The sequence below is a fragment of the Hoylesella oralis ATCC 33269 genome (assembly GCF_000185145.2).
In the GTDB taxonomy this organism is placed as follows: Bacteria; Bacteroidota; Bacteroidia; order Bacteroidales; family Bacteroidaceae; genus Prevotella; species Prevotella phocaeensis.
This window is the reverse complement of record NZ_GL833118.1, coordinates 142,237-156,566: the sequence shown is the minus strand read 5'-3', so window position 1 is coordinate 156,566 and position 14,330 is coordinate 142,237. Positions and strand designations below refer to the sequence as shown.

Here is a 14,330-nt window from a genome sequence, read left to right as displayed (position 1 = left end):
ACGGTGAACTTCTTTATCGGAGACAAAGAGAAGAAATTGGTAAAACAACTTCGCCATGGAAACAGCACGGCGATGCACGATTTCTATGCTCTTTATGCCGACTATCTCACCGGAATATGTGCCCGATACGTGGGAAACGGCGACTCTCTGAAAGATGTTCTGCAAGACTGTCTGGTCAATATCATTACTCATGTGGGTGAATTCGAGTATCGTGGTGCCGGTTCCCTGCAGGCATGGGCCACGAAGATCGCCGTAAACCAGTCTTTAAAGTTCCTGAAAGAGCAGAAACACGGTGAGTTCGTCACATTAGAATGGGATGTTCCCGACAGCGAGAAATACAGGGAAGACGAAGAAGATCCGCCGATCAGCGACATTCCTCCCGACGTTATACACCGCTTTATTACAGAACTGCCCACAGGATACCGCACGGTTTTCAACCTTTATGTATTCGAAAACAAGAGCCATCAAGAGATTGCAGCTACATTAGGCATTAAGAAAGACAGCTCGGCATCGCAGCTGCATCGGGCGAAGAACCTGCTTGCAAAGAAAATAGAACAATACAACACCTCAAAACAAAAGGCACGATGAAAGAACAATGGAGAAAAGAAATGCAGCAAAAGCTCGCCGGTTATCGCCAACCGGCGCCCGAGGTGTCGTGGGCAGAAGTTGAGAAAGCCGTTGCTAAAAGCAAGAGGTCTGCCACGCAGATACCGCTTGTATGGCGACGTATTGCCGCAGCTGCCATGATTATATTCATCTGCGGGAGCGGCTTCATCCTCTATTATCGACATGCAGACAAGCCGCACACCTCGAACACAGCTTCCCTGAACAGGGGGCAAACCGTCTCTCCTGCAACGCCGACTGCCGCCCCCATCACGCCTACACTCGCATCATCGACCGGTTCTGCAGGCACAGCATCGCCCGCAAGACACGCCCCTACAGGCAACACTACAGTAACATCGGCAACACAGACCGCCGCTACAGAAATACCACATCTGGCAAACAATACCACACAAAGCACAGATGCAACTGTGCAAGACTCCCCATCTGAGAAGTCTGTAACCATCGTTCCCGCTCCACATAAACAGGAAACAGAGAAGAAAGAGCAGCAGCATAACCGGCCTCAACGGCAACAATATCCTTCTTACCCCGTACCTATGCCGGAGTACACCCCGTCGACAACCGCCGACAACCGACTTATGGCAAGCGCTTTCGTATCGAATGTAGCAACAGCGCAGAACCATTCTGCCAACAACGTACCAATGCTTGCAGCAGCCGATCCCATCGGTATGCACGGCAAAGATATGGATGGTAAAGGCACTTATGCCGTTATGAACCGCGAGAATGATATCCATACAGAGGTGCATCACCGCCAACCTGTGCGCTTCGGATTGTCATTGAGATATAATATAAACGACAGATGGAGCATCGAAGGAGGCGTTTCGTACACCTATCTTGCCTCGGATATCTCTCGAAAATCCGAGGCCTACGCCTACAAAACCAAACAGAAACTCTCGTACATGGGCATACCTGTCAATGTGAATTACCGCCTATGGAGCAATCGCTGGTTCAACCTGTATGCATCGGGAGGGGGCACTGTGGAGAAAATGGTTAAGGGAAAAGCCACTACCAACACCATTGTAGACGACAAAGTATCGGCCATTACCGACGAAGATATAAGCATGAATCGCCTACAGTTTTCTGCTACGGGGGCGATAGGTGCCGAGTTCAAGGTCGATAAACGGTTCAGTATCTTCGCCGAACCGGGCCTTAGTTATTACTTCGACAATAAAAGCAGCGTGGCTACAATCTATCAAGATAAGCCTCTCAACTTCAACCTGAATATCGGAATTAGACTAAATATTAAATAAAAAAGATATGAATAAGATTAGAACAATCATGATGACAGCGGGTGCAGCGTGCCTGCTGTTTCTCGTATTTGCATGCAACACGATGAAAAAATCCACCGCACCGGTGCCCAAGGTTCCCTACACAGTAGCCCAAAACTATTTTTTCATTAACGACGAACCGCTGCCCACCAACCCGAAGATCACTACGCTGAAAGAATTCGGCCGTATGTTCGGCATGGCCGCACACATGGGCGAAGACGGCATCCCCACACAGGTAAACTTCAAACACCAGTTCGTTATCGCAGTTGTTTCGCCCATCACCAACCGCAATACCGAGCTCACACCGTTAGACCTTTCGGCAAATGGCGACACGCTTACGTTTATCTATCACGAGCGGGTGGGCGAAGAAATGACGTCGTCTATGCAACCTATGCTCCTTATCGTGGTCGACAAAAAATACGAAAGGGCGCACGTAAAGCTCGTTAAGCAATAACACGAGGCGTACAGACGTATCGTCTGTCGCCGTTACGGCATACTTCTACGCCCGACAGGCATACGGCCTACCTCCCACATACAGTACCTATAATGCACAACCCCGCCGCATGTTGCGCCCTTACCATTTACCTCTGTAAGCGCAACCGCGATGGGGTTGTTTCGTTATCAATTAAAGAGAGAGATTTCGGAACTTACCGTTTCAGCCGCTTCTGCTGTTGTTTTTTCAGGTTTTCTATACTTTTTTTCACATCTTCCATGTGCATATTCTTGCCATAGTTCCAACCGGAAAGGTCGATATCGGCCAACATATCGCCGATAGAACTTAGGTCTATCTCCGTTCCATCGTTCATACTGCCCGGACTGAAATCAAGAGAAAGCTCGTCGGCCGGCACCGATTTGTAACGTGTAATAATCTGCAAAATAACGTATTTGTTGGGCACGTCTTTAGTTTCTACCTTGAGTATATACGTTGTTTGTACATCTCCTTCAGAAAAAACCAAGGTGTATTTACGCATATTGCCCATTGTAAAGCCTTTACCTAACTCTCCCATCAGCGTTTGAGCCGACTGGTTAAGGTAACACTCGTCGGCATTTTCGCTTTCGTCTTTAAAGGCTTTTACGAGCATGTTGGCATAGTTGTTCTCTTTACTGATAAATATAAAGCTCTGCGAACGCATATACACCTTCTTCGTCTGCCGGTTCCGTTTCATTACCAAAGAACCCTCAATACCCTTGCTTTCGAGCTCTTTCACTATTTTTCCTATGCGCTGCTGCGCCGACATGGGCATGGCAAGGGCCGCAGCAAAGAGGATCAATAACAGTTTTTTCATATCGTTGGAATATTGGTTTCATTGTTTACAGCATACGTGCCATTGCTCAATTCGCTGCAGATGCGCTCCGCACGGTCGGCATTCCGTTGCAGTTCGGGCATTATCTTCCGCAGATCGGTAATCTTTTTGCCGCCTCTAATAACGTAACTGCCGGCATATATCTCGTACATCCGTTCGTTCTCCATGTGCCGCCTTATACTTAAGCCGGCTCCGAAAAGCAGCAATACCGCCGCTGCAACGCCAATTACCGTAAACAGGCGGCGCCTCAACGGGCGGCGGACGGGCAACGGAGCCTGCATGCCGCCGGCATACCATGCAAACATGGGGCGCAACTTGCGCAGGTCGGCAGGCACGCCGTCGCTTCTGAAAAGCTCATACAACTCTTGTTCTTCGCCATTCGTGGTGGCTCCATCCATAAAACGTTCCACCAAGAACCTCATTCTGTCTATATTCTCTTTTTCCATCATTCGAAATATTTTAATATCCTGCGGCGGGCACGCGATAGATTTTGCCTCACTGCCTCTTCGCTAATGCCCGTGAGTTGGGCTATTGTAGCGGTTTCAAGTCCGTCTGCATGTTTCATTCTCAATACGGTCTGCTGCTTGTCGGGCAGCAATGCAATGAGCTTTTCCACACGCTCTGTCTCCTCTCTTCCTATGAGCCGTTGTTCTGCAGAGGGCTCCGTATCGGGAACAGTCGGCGGCAAATCGAAATTTGCACGGCGCAAACGGTTCAGACAGATACGGCGCAGCACCACCATCGACAGAGCCTCTACCGACCGATATTCGTCCAGCCGATTACGCATGGCCCACAGTTTAAATACCGTGTCCTGCACCGCATCTTCTGCATCATCGGCATCCTTCAGCAGGATTTCGGCCGACCTGAGCAGCTTAAGCCGCGTCTGTAAGACGAATATCTCGAAGTCTTTTTGCTCCATCATCTACATATAATACACTCAGAAAGCAACTGTGTGACATTTAAATGAAAGAAAAAACATGTTTTTTATGGCCCGCCAATCGTTTCAGAGCTTTGCGGCAACGGCCACAGCCTGCCTGATACGGTCTGCCATTCCTATGCCTCCGCGGATGTTTCCGGCAATCCTAAGTCCGCCGTATTGCCGTTCGATACTGTCGATAGCGGCATATCGCTCGCCTGTATTGCCCTCATATTGCGGGATGGCACGGCGATGACGGAAAATACGCACGGTATCTGCTTTCACCATATCGGGCAACTTGAGCATACGGTGCAGGGCATCATCGACGATGGTCAGCAATTCTTCGTCGCTTTTATCTACGAAATCGGGGCGACGAACACCGCCCATAAAGAACGAAAACACGGCACCCCGCTCGGGTGCACGGCCCTCGAAGCAGGCCGAGGGATAAAGAATGCCGAGCACATTCTGCCGTTCGCACGAGGGTACAAGTCCGCCGAAAGCGTTGTAACCGACGCCTGCAGTATCGGCAACACCCACCCCCACCTGCACGATGGGGGCATAGTAAAGATTGTTCACAGCCTTCATACGCTCCTTATCCACAAAAGGCAGCAGCGCCGGAAGGCTGTATGCCCCGCACGTAGTTACCACCTTGGCGCAACGTATGCAGCATGCGTTGCCGCCGGCATCGGTATATTCCACCCGCCAACGACCGCTGTCGGGCACGAGAACGATATCTCTGGCGCCGATCGTTATACGGTCTGCGCCTATCGCATCGCCCAAAGCATTCACCAAATTGCCCATTCCGCCATGCGCAGAGAACACCTTTTTCGTAGCCAAACGGTCGCGATTGCTCTTCTGTTCCTTAGCCTTAGCTACGGCACCCCGTATGAAACTGCCGTATGTTTGTTCTAGATTGTACAGTTTGGGCAACGCATAACGGGTGACAAGTCGCATGGGATCGCCCGCATAAACGCCAGACAAGAACGGATCTACGGCATACCTAAGATACGAATATCCCAATCTGCGAACGGTAAGCTCACCTACCGTCTCATTCGGATCGACGCCCTTCTTGCGAAAGGGCTCTCCTATAATGCGGATTTTATCATGCCATGTGAATAACGGAGTGCGAAATGCAGCCGTTAGACCGGCAGGCAAAGCGTGGAATTGCGTACCTTTCCAGATAAGACGACGCTTGGACGAGCCGCGTGCAAGCTCCAACCGACAGGCTTCCCCCATGTCTGCAAAGAGTTCGGCCACCTCGGGATACGACACTACACCCGTATTCGGACCGCTCTCGAAAGTATATCCGTCTTCATGATAAGTACCAATTTGGCCACCTATACGGTCTTCGCGTTCGAGCACTTCTACATCCCTACCCTTCTTACGAGCATAGAATGCAGCAGTCAGACCGGTGATTCCGGCCCCGATCACCACGGCTTCACGTTCTCTGAAAGATTGTTTCTCCATCGTTTTCAAATAGGTTTAGAAAATTTCTTTGTAGTGTTCAACATCAACGGATCGAGTATTGCCACCACATTTCTTACAAAAGGAGAGCCTTCGGAAGTCATACTAATAGCGTCAGGCGTATAATCTATAATGCCATCGGTGGCCATCCTGCGCAGATGTTCCTCATCGTAATTCACGGCAGCTTTTACCTCTTTCGGCGTCAGCGACAGCCTTCGGGCTATTTCGCTCCACGAAATATAATAGTTACACATCATGGCTTCGATAACTTCACGCACGATCTGTTGGCGACGGTTGAGGATATATCCGCGACAGACATTCAGTCTGCCGCTCTCAATTTCATCGATATAAGCCGGTATATCCCTACCGTTTTGCGCATAGGCAGAACCCAATTGACTGATACCCGTTACCCCAAAGGCATATACTTGGCCCGTTGTGCGCTGTGTGCAGTAGCCCTGAAAGTTACGATGCAGGCACTTAGTATCGAGAGCTATACTCAATTCGTCGTCGGGAAGTACGAAGTGATCGAGTCCGATACTGCGATAACCTGCCCCGTAGAGCACTTCTACCGCCCGCTGATACATCTCCTGTTTAGTCTGGCCTGTAGGAAGACCGTACTTCTCTAATATAAGTTGCCGCTTATGAACCCATGGCACGTGCCCGTAACTGAACGTTACAAGGCGCTCAGGTTGCAATTCGGCACCCATTTCTATGGCATGTTGGAAACTCAGAGGCGTTTGATATGGTAATCCGAACAGGAAATCAAGGTTGACAGTTGCACCGGATGAGCGCAACAGATGGAGAATTTCCTCAATCGGAAGTAACGACGGACGCCGGTTAACAGCCTTCAGAACGCGCTCGTCAAAGTCTTGTATGCCCAGACTATAGCGTGTAAAACCACACTCGATGAGCTTCTGCCAGTCATAGGCGGTAAGATAACCCGGATGACACTCTATGGCTATTTCCGGCCGATCGATTACCGGAAGCAGCGAGAGCATGTGGTCGTTCAGCTCATGTATATAATGTATGGGCAACGCAGTGGGACTTCCGCCGCCATAGTGTATCTGTGAAATGCTCCTATCCGGCCGTATATGGGCGGCAATAATATCTATCTCTTTGTGCAGAGCTGCCACATATCGCTCCAACATGCCATCTTTACCCATGGAATATGAATTACAACCGCAATAATGGCACAGGTCTGAACAGAACGGGATGTGGAGGTAAAACGACACCAGATTGTTTGCAGCTGCGTTAGATGCGTCTACTGCGGCAAGATAATCGGCAGCAGAAAGGTCGTAGAAGTAGTTGGCCGGCGGATAACTGGTATATCTCGGCACAGGTATGTTGTATTTCTCGATCAGTTCTTTATTCATTTTTCGCCTCCGTTTTCTTGAACATAGCAAGTACATAGACCAAAGACAGTGCTGCTATGGCTACCTCTGCCGCAAACAATCCGTGGTAGCCGATACGGTCGGACAGTGCTCCGGCGACTGCTGCCATCAGCATTCCGCTGGTATGGGTGAGCACTATTTGCACGGTAAAATCTGTTCCTTCGCGCCCCGAACGTACGCAATTCATCGACGAAACATAGACCACAACAGAGGCAAACCCATAGCTTCCCCACAACAGAACGATACCCAAGCAGAGCAAAACGGTATTTACGGGCAGGAAAGACTGGGCAAGAAAGAACACCGTAGTGCAAAGCGTTAGCACGGCAAATAAGATACGCGCCCGATAGATGCCTATTCTACGCACGATAAACCCCGCTCCTAAAGACGATACACATGCCATGCAAGTGCCCAAGATACCACTCATAATTCCGATATCTCTCATTGTATAGCCGTTATCTACAAGATACGGGCGCAGCATCGATAGTATTCCGATAAGGCCGGCATAATATATAAGGAGGAAACCTACCTGCCGCCAGATGCTTCTTCGGGCAAAGAACCACAAGAAATCGGCCGCTCTGGCACGTTCGGTTGCAGTTTTTTCCGCAATCGTAAGCCGCTTGTTGAACAGCAAGGGAATAAGAGCAAGCAGCACGAAAATACACAGACAGGGCAACACAACGCTCCAACCGTAACGGTGGAGCACTATAAGAAGAACACCGCTACCAAGAAGCGTGCCGCCGAAACCACCCATAGACTGCATGCTGTTTACCATGCTTTTATCGCGTTTCGTAAAAGATAATACCGCCAGAGCATCGGTTGCGATGTCTTGTGTGCCCGAAGCAACAAGCGAAAGTATTACCAATGCGATGATCAGATAGATATCGGTGGCAATATGAAACATGCCCATAACAAGCAGAATAACGGCATAAGCCAGTTCCGAAGAGATGATGCAACGCTTGTAATGGGCCACGGTAACGCAATTGCGGTCTATCAGCGGCGCCCATAGAAACTTCAATATCCACGGTAGTTTTACCATCTGTAACAGTCCGATGGTAGATAAAGAGAAGTTATTCTCGCGCATGAGCACCTGTAAAGCGGTAGATAAGAAGCTCGAAGGTACCGACTGTGCCACATACAAACAAAAGAAAGTGCCCAAAGTAAGCACTTCGCCGCCATTAGAGCGTACAGATATTTTCGAAAGACCGTTCATCCGTATCAGAAATTTACTACTACAGACGTTCCGAAATGTGCCGGTCGGCCCAGCTGGGCATAGTCGGCAGACGCCTTAAAGCTGTAGGTATTATACTTCGTATCGGTAAGATTTTTGCCCCACACCTCCCATGTAAAATTGCCGCTCGTTGCACTTATCTTGGCATTGAGCAACGTATAAAAGTCTTGTGCCACGGCATTGTCTTCGGCCCAATATATCTTTCCCACGCCCGTAAGGCCTGTACCGAGCACCCATTTGTCGACGATACCGCGAGCAGGCCGCCATGTATAAGCCACGTTCAGTGCCAACGTGTTGCGCGGAACCATCGGCAACCTGTTTCCGGAATAATCTACGGTTGCGCTCTTTCGATATTCAATGAACTTAGAATAGGTATATCCGTAGCTTAAATGGAGTTCTAAACCCGACAGAGGGCGTGCCATGAGCGACAATTCGAACCCTTTACTGCTGGAATGCCCTGCGTTATGCAACACATTCCCTATCCCCGGCACGGTTTGGTTAACCTGCTGATGGCGCCAGTCTATATAAAAAAGCGCCGTTTCTGCCGTCAGCGTGCCTCGCAGAAGGTTGAGTTTCGCCCCTACTTCGTAGTTCCAGTTGTATTCGGGCGAGTATGTACGTTCGTCGTCTGTTCGGAACGACTGGTTGAAACCGCCTGCCTTATAGCCGCGGGTAACCGATATGTAATAGAGATTTCGCACTTCTGTAAGGTATTGAAGGCCGAATTTCGGCGTTAGTTGCCTGAAATGAAGGGAGCTCTCGTTACTTTTAACATCCATCCAATTGCCGTTTGTGCTTAGTTGATAGCTGCGCCGAAGATAACGGTGATTGGCATATTCGTAATCGAAACGCAGCCCTGCCGTTATCGAAAGGCCGCGCCAAATGTTATAAGACGACTGATGATAGAGCGCAAAGGCATAAACGGGTATGCGATAATGCGTAGGAAACGCTTGATCCTTGGCGATATATTGCGTTTCAAGGGTGTTGTTAACGTTCTGAAGCATGCCGAATATGCCGAATATCCATTGGTAACGTCTGGTATGATTCGACTTGAATGTGAACTCTTGACTTACCATATTCTGCCGCAATTCGTTGATGACAAAATACAAATCCTTAGGGGTGAAGTCTTGATCGATGGCCTGATGATCTTTAATGAACTGGTAGGAAGTTCGACTATTGAAGCCGAACGACTGCCCTTCGTACCGCGCATTGAAGCCCGAAGTGGAGATCAGGCGGCGATAAGAGCTATACCTATTATAATTAACAGGCGATGTGGTGCCCGTGGTACGGCTATACGCTCCATACGGATAGCCGCCTTGTTCGGAATAGTCGAGCATGCTGTTAAGGCGGAGCGTCCACTGTGCAGACGGTGCCCACACGAAGTTGAGCCGCCCGAAGCCGTCGTTCATATCGTCGGCCTTATTGCCTGTGAACAGATTACGAAAGAAACCGTCGTTATGATGATACCCTCCGGCGGCGGAAAATCCCAATCTGTCGGAGAATTTCATATAATGCGAGAACTGTGCAACTACATCGTTCCTGCTGCCGTAACCCGCTTTAAGACGCGTACCTTGGTGATACAACGGCGACAACGTGTGCACGTTGATGATACCGCCGATGGCATTACGCCCGTAAAGCGTACCCTGCGGACCGCGTAAAACGGCCACCGACTCCACATCGAACATATCTATATCGAAGGCAGAATTCTCAAAATGAGGCACGCCATCTACATAGAAGCCCACTGCAGGGCCCTTTGTCTTGGCTCCGATGCCACGTATATAAACGGGAGTGTTCTGTCTTGAGCCGTAATCGGGTATAAAGAAATTGGGCATAACGGCCGTAAGTTCTTTCAAACTCGTTATCTCTTGATTATTCAGAAAGCGTGCATCGGCCGTCGAAACAGACGACGGAGCAAGGTTGCGCCTGTTCTGTTTGAACTCTACAACGGTCACCTCGTCGAGTCCCATAGTCCTGATAGCGGCGGTATCTGCCGTTCCGGCGCCTCCATCGAGTGCGCACGAAGCCAACAGCAAAATAGTACAAAGCATTTTACTTTAAATCTTATTCGTTATTGTTCGGGCACAAAAATACAATAATTCGTCGATTTATGAAATCCTATATTATGAGGATATTTCAACCGTTCCACGCATCCGTCGGCGGTATATGGAAAACATACCGGAATAAAATGCCACCTCCTAATGGTAAACCTCCGTACTTCACAATGTCAACCTCCGTGGTTCTTAGCGTCAACCTCCGTGGTTCATCGTGTCAACCTCCGTACTTCGCACGGTCAACCTCCGTGGTTCTTAGCGTAAAGAGATGGTCTCCTTACAACATAAAGACCGTCTTTTAATGGGTTACGGATGTTTTAGAACTTCTGTAAATACGCTGACAGCAACTCTTCTGCCATGCTTTCAGTTGCTATCACATCATAACTTACTGGTACTCAAAAATATACTTATGCCATGATGAGCCGACATGAAAAACAGCATAAGAAAACAACTAAATATATTTATTCATAATAATTTTGCTCCTTGTCGGCATGCTTGCGCTCTAAATGTTCGAGGATGCTCTTGCTTACAAGGATGTTTTATCAATGATAACTTCTGCGTTTTTATATAACAAAGGTATATCGTTATAATGCATGCGAAACTTTGTACCGTGGTTATGGCCCGTACGGGCATCAAAATCAATATATATTTTGCCCTGACGAATGGCATCTATAAATTTACTTTGATTGAATTGCGAAAGTTTTAATACATAATTATAGAGAAAGTAACTTTTGCGCTTACGACCTTCGTACTCTCTTTTTTCGTCTGCACGAACATAAAAGCAATTCATTAATTTTATACCGGCTTTATGAAATAAATCATCAAATCCCCAATAAGGAACGATATCGAAATTATCGGTATGCCCTACACGTTTCTTTACTGTTCGTATCCATTCATTGTGCCGTTCTGCTGTTTTAGTGCTGTCGAAAACAATTTCAACCCTTTTTTGTTCATCATTTACATTCACTTTGAAACCGCGATCAATAAAATTCTTAGCGTTAAGTGTTGCTCTAAAAGATTTCTCATCAATAGGATATTTTTTACCTGCCTCAGCAGAAGGCCAGCCATATTTTTGTAACAAGATATTCGGAACAACTTTGAATGCACGCGGTGATGGTTCCATGTGAAATAACGTCAGCAATGATGAAGTATTCGCTCTCTGTGCCTTCAATTCCCATTCGGCTGCATTTGGAATAGGTAAATTGTTTTCTGGTATGCCAAGCAAATCCTCTAAAACATTCCCTACAGCTCCATCATTATTTCCGCGTCGATTTAATATCCAGCCTTGAGTATATATTTCATTAAACCTGTTAATTAGTTCTTCTTTAGAAATCGATTTCAATACTTTGTTCATTTTTCATGCTTTTAGAAGGTTTATATTTCTTGGCCAATGGTTTTGTAAAAAAGGTAGGCTGATGGAATTTTGCAACTTCCGAATTAATTTTATTCCTCTCAAGCCGTTGCATAGCAACCTCACAATATTTTGGTGATTTTTCTATACCGATAAAATCCCGCCCTAAACCAGCAGCAACAACAGCGGTAGTTCCCGATCCCATAAATGGATCTAAAATTATTTGTGAGGTAGTTGAAGATATGATACGATCGATAAGTTCTACAGGAAACGGAGCCGGATGATCGTTGCGTTGTTCTTGCATAATCTCCCATACATCACCATAATTATTGCTATGAGGAGCTAATTTAAAGTCTTTTTTAGCGATAAAATAGATAACTTCGTATGTTGGAAGAAAATAACCGGCATTAAAATTGATACCTCCTTTACGCTTCCAAATAATAATTTGGCGAAGCGGAACATCATAAACGATATCGTGACGATCCTGCATAAGTCCGTTCTGTACGCGCCATTTATGGTTATAAAATATGGCTCCGTCGTCTTTGATAACACGAACAAGTTCCAATAATACTTCGTGTTGCCACTTTGCATACTCATCATTCGGCATACAGTCATCATAGCTATCGTATCCCTTTATAAGAGCTGCATTGGACCATTTACCTCCGCGCCCGTCTTTCATCCCATTTCCTGTTGAGTTCTTCAGATTATATGGCGGAGATGTTACAACAAGATCAATGCTGTTGTTGGGAAGTTTTTTCAGAACTTCCATACAATTAGCATTGATAATTTTATTAAGATATTCCTCTAACATTATCTTACATTTACTCTTTGCCGGCACGCTTGCGCTCCAAATGGTCGAGGATGATCTTACGCATACGCATGTTCTTCGGCGTTACTTCTACGTATTCATCGCCCTTAATGTATTCGAGACATTCTTCAAGACTCATCACAGTTTTGGGAATAACGCGGGCTTTTTCGTCGGAACCCGATGCCCGCACGTTGGTTAGCTGCTTGGCCTTGGTTACGTTGATCACGAGGTCGTTGTCGTGAACATGCTCTCCTACCACCTGTCCGGCATACACTTCTTCGCCCGGATCGATAAAGAATTTACCGCGATCCTGCAGTTTATCGATCGAATAAGCGTATGCAGTGCCCGTTTCCAAAGCAATCATAGAACCGTTGGTGCGGCGGGTTATCTCGCCTTTGAACGGCTGATACTCTTTGAAACGATGTGCCATGATAGCTTCGCCCTGCGAGGCTGTGAGCACATTTGTACGCAAACCGATGATGCCGCGCGAGGGTATATCGAACTCGATGTTCACACGTTCGCCCTGACTTTCCATAGAAGTCATCTCGCCTTTGCGGCGTGTAACCATGTCGATCATCTTGCTTGAGAACTCTTCGGGCACGTTGATGGTGAGCTCTTCGATAGGTTCGCAGCGCACACCGTCTATCTCTTTGTAGATTACCTGCGGCTGACCTACCTGAAGTTCATAGCCTTCGCGACGCATGGTCTCGATAAGCACCGAGAGATGAAGTACACCTCGGCCGCTTACTATCCACTTATCGGTGCTGTCGTCGAAGGCGCGCACACGCAATGCAAGGTTCTTTTCGAGTTCTTTTTGCAAGCGTTCGTTGATATGACGGCTTGTGCAGAATTTACCTTCCTTACCGAAGAAAGGACTATCGTTAATAGTGAAAAGCATGCTCATCGTAGGCTCATCGATTGCTATAGGAGGCAACGGTTCGGGATTTTCGTAATCGCAAATGGTATCACCTATCTCGAATTTATCGAGTCCTATTACCGCACAAATGTCCCCGGAGTCCACATGATCGGTTTTCACATGGCCCATACCTTCGAAAGTGTGCAGTTCTTTAATTCTCGTTTTCTCCTGTGAGCCGTCACGGTGGCATATCGTAACGTTCATACCATCACGCAATGTGCCTCGGTGAACGCGACCTACCGCAATTCTACCCGTATAATTAGAGTAGTCGAGCGAGGTGATGAGCATTTGCGGACTGCCCTCTATCTGCTTTGGAGCAGGGATTATTTCGATGATTTTATCGAGAAGATAATCGATATTGTCGGTAGGTTTTTTCCAATCTTCTGCCATCCATCCGTTTTTGGCACTACCATAAACAACGGGAAAGTCGAGCTGTTCTTCCGTTGCATTGAGCGAGAACATCAAGTCGAAGACCATTTCGTAGACTTCTTCGGGCCGGCAATTCGGCTTATCCACCTTGTTTACCACCACAATAGGCTTCAATCCTATCTGTAAGGCTTTCTGTAAAACGAAGCGAGTTTGCGGCATTGGGCCCTCGAAAGCATCCACTAAGAGGATACAACCGTCGGCCATATTGAGCACACGCTCCACTTCACCGCCGAAATCAGAGTGCCCCGGCGTGTCTATAATATTGATCTTCGAGCCTTTCCAATTAATAGAAACGTTCTTGGAAAGAATGGTTATGCCTCGTTCGCGCTCCAAATCGTTGGAGTCTAATACCTGTGCGCTGTTATCCTGTCCTTCGCGGAAGAGCTTTCCGGCGAGCATCATCTTGTCGACTAAAGTAGTTTTACCGTGATCAACGTGTGCAATAATGGCAATGTTTCTGATGTCCTGCATTTGTTTTTACCTATAAATACCTTATGAAATTGCGTGCAAAGTTACAAATAAATATCGTAAACATTTGCCGTTTCAATAAAAAGTTGTACCTTTGCATCCGCATTTTGCAAAT

General features: G+C 47.4%; 13 protein-coding genes. 3 read left to right on the top strand and 10 right to left on the bottom strand.

Annotated features, from left to right (window positions below):
• The first annotated feature begins 3 nt into the window (after positions 1 to 3).
• Genes HMPREF0663_RS02290 through HMPREF0663_RS02280 form a run of 3 tightly spaced genes read left to right on the top strand, consistent with a single transcriptional unit; the run spans position 4 to position 2,343 of the window.
• The gene (locus tag HMPREF0663_RS02290) at positions 4 to 588 is read left to right on the top strand and encodes an RNA polymerase sigma factor (RefSeq protein ID WP_004368496.1); all 585 of its coding nucleotides are present in this window, start codon (positions 4 to 6) and stop codon (positions 586 to 588) included.
• A complete protein-coding gene (locus HMPREF0663_RS02285) occupies positions 585 to 1,871 on the top strand; it encodes an outer membrane beta-barrel protein (RefSeq protein WP_004368495.1) in 1,287 nt (428 codons plus the stop codon). The genes HMPREF0663_RS02290 and HMPREF0663_RS02285 overlap by 4 nt, the downstream gene beginning before the upstream one ends.
• 7 nt (positions 1,872 to 1,878) lie before the next feature.
• The gene (locus HMPREF0663_RS02280) at positions 1,879 to 2,343 is read left to right on the top strand and encodes a hypothetical protein (protein ID WP_004368494.1); all 465 of its coding nucleotides are present in this window, start codon (positions 1,879 to 1,881) and stop codon (positions 2,341 to 2,343) included.
• Between the two features lie 193 nt (positions 2,344 to 2,536).
• Here HMPREF0663_RS02280 and HMPREF0663_RS02275 read toward each other — a convergent pair whose 3' ends face one another.
• The 10 genes from HMPREF0663_RS02275 to typA form a co-directional block, all read right to left on the bottom strand.
• Entirely contained in the window at positions 2,537 to 3,175 is a 639-nt protein-coding gene (locus HMPREF0663_RS02275) for a DUF5024 domain-containing protein (protein ID WP_004368493.1), read from the bottom strand.
• Positions 3,172 to 3,639, bottom strand: coding sequence for a PG0215 family putative anti-sigma factor (locus HMPREF0663_RS02270; protein WP_143150398.1), 468 nt, complete (start codon positions 3,637 to 3,639; stop codon positions 3,172 to 3,174). Before HMPREF0663_RS02270 ends, HMPREF0663_RS02275 begins: the two co-directional genes overlap by 4 nt.
• The gene (locus HMPREF0663_RS02265; protein ID WP_004368491.1) at positions 3,639 to 4,115 is read right to left on the bottom strand and encodes a GFO_1088 family ECF-type sigma factor; all 477 of its coding nucleotides are present in this window, start codon (positions 4,113 to 4,115) and stop codon (positions 3,639 to 3,641) included. Before HMPREF0663_RS02265 ends, HMPREF0663_RS02270 begins: the two co-directional genes overlap by 1 nt.
• A gap of 81 nt (positions 4,116 to 4,196) precedes the next feature.
• On the bottom strand, positions 4,197 to 5,576 hold the full coding sequence (gene hemG, locus HMPREF0663_RS02260; RefSeq protein ID WP_004368490.1) for a protoporphyrinogen oxidase: 1,380 nt from the start codon (positions 5,574 to 5,576) through the stop codon (positions 4,197 to 4,199).
• A 5-nt stretch (positions 5,577 to 5,581) separates the two neighbouring features.
• Positions 5,582 to 6,946: an oxygen-independent coproporphyrinogen III oxidase gene (gene hemN, locus HMPREF0663_RS02255; RefSeq protein WP_004368489.1), complete on the bottom strand. Its 1,365-nt coding sequence runs from the start codon at positions 6,944 to 6,946 to the stop codon at positions 5,582 to 5,584.
• Positions 6,939 to 8,174: an MFS transporter gene (locus tag HMPREF0663_RS02250; RefSeq protein ID WP_004368488.1), complete on the bottom strand. Its 1,236-nt coding sequence runs from the start codon at positions 8,172 to 8,174 to the stop codon at positions 6,939 to 6,941. The genes hemN and HMPREF0663_RS02250 overlap by 8 nt, the downstream gene beginning before the upstream one ends.
• A 5-nt stretch (positions 8,175 to 8,179) precedes the next feature.
• A complete protein-coding gene (locus HMPREF0663_RS02245; protein ID WP_004368487.1) occupies positions 8,180 to 10,240 on the bottom strand; it encodes a TonB-dependent receptor in 2,061 nt (686 codons plus the stop codon).
• A gap of 529 nt (positions 10,241 to 10,769) precedes the next feature.
• On the bottom strand, positions 10,770 to 11,597 hold the full coding sequence (locus HMPREF0663_RS02240) for an MvaI/BcnI family restriction endonuclease (RefSeq protein WP_004368486.1): 828 nt from the start codon (positions 11,595 to 11,597) through the stop codon (positions 10,770 to 10,772).
• Positions 11,569 to 12,363 carry a DNA-methyltransferase gene (locus HMPREF0663_RS02235; protein ID WP_231375179.1) on the bottom strand — a complete coding sequence of 265 codons (795 nt, stop codon included), beginning with the start codon at positions 12,361 to 12,363 and terminating at the stop codon, positions 11,569 to 11,571. Before HMPREF0663_RS02235 ends, HMPREF0663_RS02240 begins: the two co-directional genes overlap by 29 nt.
• A 52-nt stretch (positions 12,364 to 12,415) precedes the next feature.
• Positions 12,416 to 14,218 carry a translational GTPase TypA gene (gene typA / locus HMPREF0663_RS02230; RefSeq protein WP_004368484.1) on the bottom strand — a complete coding sequence of 601 codons (1,803 nt, stop codon included), beginning with the start codon at positions 14,216 to 14,218 and terminating at the stop codon, positions 12,416 to 12,418.
• Positions 14,219 to 14,330 lie beyond the last annotated feature (112 nt).

What these genes read in the sequence shown, in the direction of transcription:
- hemG (WP_004368490.1), bottom strand. Translation starts at nt 5,576, where the DNA reads ATGGAGAAACAATCTTTCAGAGAACGTGAAGCCGTGGTGATCGGGGCC.
- HMPREF0663_RS02235 (WP_231375179.1), bottom strand. Translation starts at nt 12,363, where the DNA reads ATGGAAGTTCTGAAAAAACTTCCCAACAACAGCATTGATCTTGTTGTA.
- HMPREF0663_RS02245 (WP_004368487.1), bottom strand. Translation starts at nt 10,240, where the DNA reads ATGCTTTGTACTATTTTGCTGTTGGCTTCGTGCGCACTCGATGGAGGC.
- HMPREF0663_RS02265 (WP_004368491.1), bottom strand. Translation starts at nt 4,115, where the DNA reads ATGATGGAGCAAAAAGACTTCGAGATATTCGTCTTACAGACGCGGCTT.
- HMPREF0663_RS02270 (WP_143150398.1), bottom strand. Translation starts at nt 3,639, where the DNA reads ATGGAAAAAGAGAATATAGACAGAATGAGGTTCTTGGTGGAACGTTTT.
- HMPREF0663_RS02285 (WP_004368495.1), top strand. Translation starts at nt 585, where the DNA reads ATGAAAGAACAATGGAGAAAAGAAATGCAGCAAAAGCTCGCCGGTTAT.
- typA (WP_004368484.1), bottom strand. Translation starts at nt 14,218, where the DNA reads ATGCAGGACATCAGAAACATTGCCATTATTGCACACGTTGATCACGGT.
- HMPREF0663_RS02250 (WP_004368488.1), bottom strand. Translation starts at nt 8,174, where the DNA reads ATGAACGGTCTTTCGAAAATATCTGTACGCTCTAATGGCGGCGAAGTG.
- HMPREF0663_RS02275 (WP_004368493.1), bottom strand. Translation starts at nt 3,175, where the DNA reads ATGAAAAAACTGTTATTGATCCTCTTTGCTGCGGCCCTTGCCATGCCC.
- hemN (WP_004368489.1), bottom strand. Translation starts at nt 6,946, where the DNA reads ATGAATAAAGAACTGATCGAGAAATACAACATACCTGTGCCGAGATAT.
- HMPREF0663_RS02240 (WP_004368486.1), bottom strand. Translation starts at nt 11,597, where the DNA reads ATGAACAAAGTATTGAAATCGATTTCTAAAGAAGAACTAATTAACAGG.
- HMPREF0663_RS02280 (WP_004368494.1), top strand. Translation starts at nt 1,879, where the DNA reads ATGAATAAGATTAGAACAATCATGATGACAGCGGGTGCAGCGTGCCTG.